The organism is Staphylococcus sp. GDX7P312P (genome assembly GCF_008385775.1).
GTDB lineage: Bacteria > Bacillota > Bacilli > Staphylococcales > Staphylococcaceae > Staphylococcus > Staphylococcus haemolyticus.
Genome location: NZ_VUKI01000029.1, coordinates 1 through 3,648, shown reverse-complemented (window position 1 = coordinate 3,648; position 3,648 = coordinate 1). Strand labels below are relative to the sequence as shown.

Genomic DNA, 3,648 nt, shown 5'->3' with positions numbered 1-3,648 from the left:
TTTTTTTTTTTTTTTTTTTTTTTTTTTTTTGTTTTTTTTTTTTTTTTTTTTTTTTTTTTGGGTTTTTTTTTTGGTTTGTGTTTGTTTTTTTGTTATTTTATTTTTGGACACTAGAGTATACTCTATTGATATATAATTAAATTAATTAACTGAATAATTACAGAAATGAGATGATACTTTATGAAAATTGCGAGAGGTAGAGAATTGCTTACACCGGAACAGCGACAGGCTCTTATGCAAATTCCTGAAGATGAATGGGTGCTAGGAACCTACTACACTTTTTCCAAACGAGATTTAGAAATTATAAATAAACGAAGGAGAGAAGAAAACCGTTTAGGGTTCGCTGTTCAATTAGCCGTTCTTCGGTATCCCGGTTGGCCATACACTCATATCAAAAACATCCCGGATTCAGTCATACATTATATATCGAAACAAATCGGCGCCACTCCATCTTCGCTTAGTCTTTATCCTCAAAGAGAAAATACACTTTGGGATCATTTGAAAGAAATTCGTAGTGAATACGACTTTTTAACTTTTACTCTAAAAGAATATCGAATGACATTTAAGCACCTTCATCAATTGGCTTTGGAAAATGGTGATGCTATTCATCTACTACATGAATGCATAGATTTTCTAAGAAAAAACAAAATCATATTACCTGCTTTCACTACACTTGAAAGAATGGTGTGGGAGGCAAGGGCAATGGCTGAAAAGAAGCTATTTAATACGGTTAGTCAATCTCTAACAAATGAGCAAAAAGAAAAGCTTGAAGAGATCATTACTTCGCAGCATCTATCCGAATCCAATAAAACTATATTGGGTTGGTTAAAGGAACCGCCGGGTCATCCTTCACCCGAAACATTTCTTAAAGTAATAGAACGACTGGAATACATACGAGGAATGGAATTAGAAACGGTACAAATTAGTCATTTGCATCGCAATCGCCTGTTACAGCTATCTCGCTTAGGTTCAAGATATGAGCCTTATGCATTCCGTGACTTTCAAGAAAATAAACGTTATTCAATATTAACCGTTTATTTATTACACCTTAACCAAGACTTAACAGATAAAGCTTTTGAAATCCATGATAGACAAATACTTAGCCTGTTATCGAAAGGTCGTAAGGCTCAAGAAGAAATTCAAAAGCAAAATGGTAAAAAGTTGAATGAAAAAGTCATACACTTTACGAACATCGGACAAGCATTAATCAAAGCAAAAGAGGAAAAATTAGATGTTTTTAAGGTTTTAGAATCTGTTATTGAATGGAATTCTTTTGTCTCTTCCGTGGAAGAAGCTCAAGAACTTGCACGCCCAGCCGACTATGATTATCTAGACTTGTTGCAAAAACGATTTTATTCACTAAGAAAGTACACGCCGACGCTATTAAGAGTATTGGAATTTCATTCTACAAAGGCAAATGAACCACTTTTGCAAGCTGTAGAGATTATCCGAGGAATGAATGAATCTGGGAAGCGAAAAGTGCCTGATGAATCACCTGTGGACTTTATCTCAAAGCGTTGGAAAAAACACTTATATGAGGATGACGGTACAATCAATCGTCATTATTATGAAATGGCCGTCTTAACAGAACTAAGGGAACATGTTCGGGCTGGTGATGTTTCCATTGTGGGTAGCAGACAATATAGAGATTTTGAGGAATATTTGTTTTCGGAAGACACATGGAATCAAACGAAGGGAAATACGAGGTTATCAGTTAGTTTATCATTCGAAGACTATATGACAGAGAGAACCAGCAGCCTTAATGAAAGATTAAAGTGGTTAGCTTCCAATTCCAACAAGTTAGACGGGGTTTCTCTTGAAAAAGGAAAGCTGTCACTTGCACGCTTAGAAAAAGATGTTCCAGAAGAAGCAAAAAAGTTTAGTGCAAGCCTTTATCAAATGCTGCCAAGAATAAAATTAACTGATTTACTCATGGATGTTGCTCATATAACAGGATTTCATGAGCAATTCACTCATGCTTCCAATAATCGAAAACCAGATAAAGAAGAAACAACCATTATCATGGCTGCCCTTTTAGGAATGGGAATGAATATTGGATTGAGTAAGATGGCTGAGGCCACACCCGGACTTACATATAAACAACTAGCCAATGTGTCTCAATGGCGCATGTATGAAGACTCAATGAATAAAGCTCAATCCGTATTAGTAAATTTCCATCACAAATTGCAATTGTCTTCCTATTGGGGTGACGGTACAACATCCTCGTCTGATGGTATGAGAATGCAGCTAGGTGTTTCATCATTACATGCAGATGCAAATCCACATTATGGAACCGGAAAAGGGGCCACCATCTATCGATTTACGAGTGATCAATTCTCTTCTTACTACACAAAGATTATTCATACAAACTCAAGGGATGCAATTCATGTTTTGGATGGTTTGTTGCACCATGAGACGGATCTAAACATAGAAGAGCATTATACAGACACAGCTGGTTACACAGACCAAATATTCGGACTGACTCATTTATTAGGATTTAAATTTGCCCCAAGAATAAGGGATTTATCAGACTCGAAATTATTTATAATAGATAAAGCAAGTGAATATCCAAAATTAGAAGCCATTTTACGTGGACAAATAAGTACAAAGGTCATTAAAGAAAATTATCAGGATGTTTTGCGATTAGCTCATTCTATAAAGGAAGGAAAAGTTTCAGCATCCCTTATTATGGGGAAACTAGGTTCTTATTCAAGACAAAACAGCTTGGCTACAGCCTTACGTGAGATGGGCCGAATAGAAAAAACGATCTTTATTTTGAATTATATTTCGGATGAATCATTAAGAAGAAAAATACAAAAAGGATTGAATAAAGGAGAAGCCATGAATGGACTGGCAAGAGCTATTTTCTTCGGAAAACAAGGAGAGCTTAGGGAACGAACCATACAGCATCAATTGCAAAGAGCCAGTGCTTTAAACATAATTATCAATGCCATTAGTGTCTGGAATACCCTACATCTGACAAAAGCAGTTGAATACCAAAAAGGTTTAGGTAATTTTAATGTAGATTTGTTGCATCATATGTCTCCTTTAGGCTGGGAGCATATCAATTTACTAGGAGAGTACCGTTTTAATTCTGAAAAAATGGTTGCGTTAGATTCTCTAAGACCACTAAAACTTTCTTAACGTTGTTAAAACTGGGGTAATCGTCTTGAAAATAGGCTTAGCGTTGTAAATCCGCATTTTCCTGACGGTACCCCTTTCGTATAATTTTAATAACAACTAATCAAGACAAGAAGAAAACAAGCCGAGATCTCGGCTTGTTTTCTTTACATAATAGGCTATTATAAGAATTACACAAACATCGCATTCAATAAAAAAGAGGGTAATGAGGAAACTTTTAATTTAGCCCAAAAAATAGCAGATGATAAGATTAAAATAAGGAAAGTTGACTCACCTGTTACAGAAAATCTTCAGGCTGTGGGGAGATTTACAAATGTTAAAGCTGATATGTCAGGGACAGCGGTTGCCATTGGAGATTATACAATTTTGGGTTCTGTTGCAAAGTAGAATTTATAATATAATATAAACAAAAAGTAGTCTTCTGTATGAACTATTACAGATATAAACAATTTAACAAGGATGTTATCACAGTAGCCGTAGGCTACTATCTAAGATATGAATTGATTT

Annotated in this window: 1 protein-coding gene and 1 pseudogene; both read left to right on the top strand. The window is 35.3% G+C overall.

The genetic code is table 11. The features are described from left to right. The first annotated feature begins 180 nt into the window (after positions 1 to 180). Positions 181 to 3,144, top strand: coding sequence for a Tn3 family transposase (locus F1592_RS09175; RefSeq protein ID WP_024127850.1), 2,964 nt, complete (start codon positions 181 to 183; stop codon positions 3,142 to 3,144). Positions 3,145 to 3,566: 422 nt separating this feature from the next. Continuing rightward, a pseudogene (locus F1592_RS09170) lies at positions 3,567 to 3,648 on the top strand (IS6 family transposase); the annotation flags it as partial.

Coding starts and splice junctions, on each gene's coding strand:
- F1592_RS09175 (WP_024127850.1), top strand. CDS start 181: ATGAAAATTGCGAGAGGTAGAGAATTGCTTACACCGGAACAGCGACAG.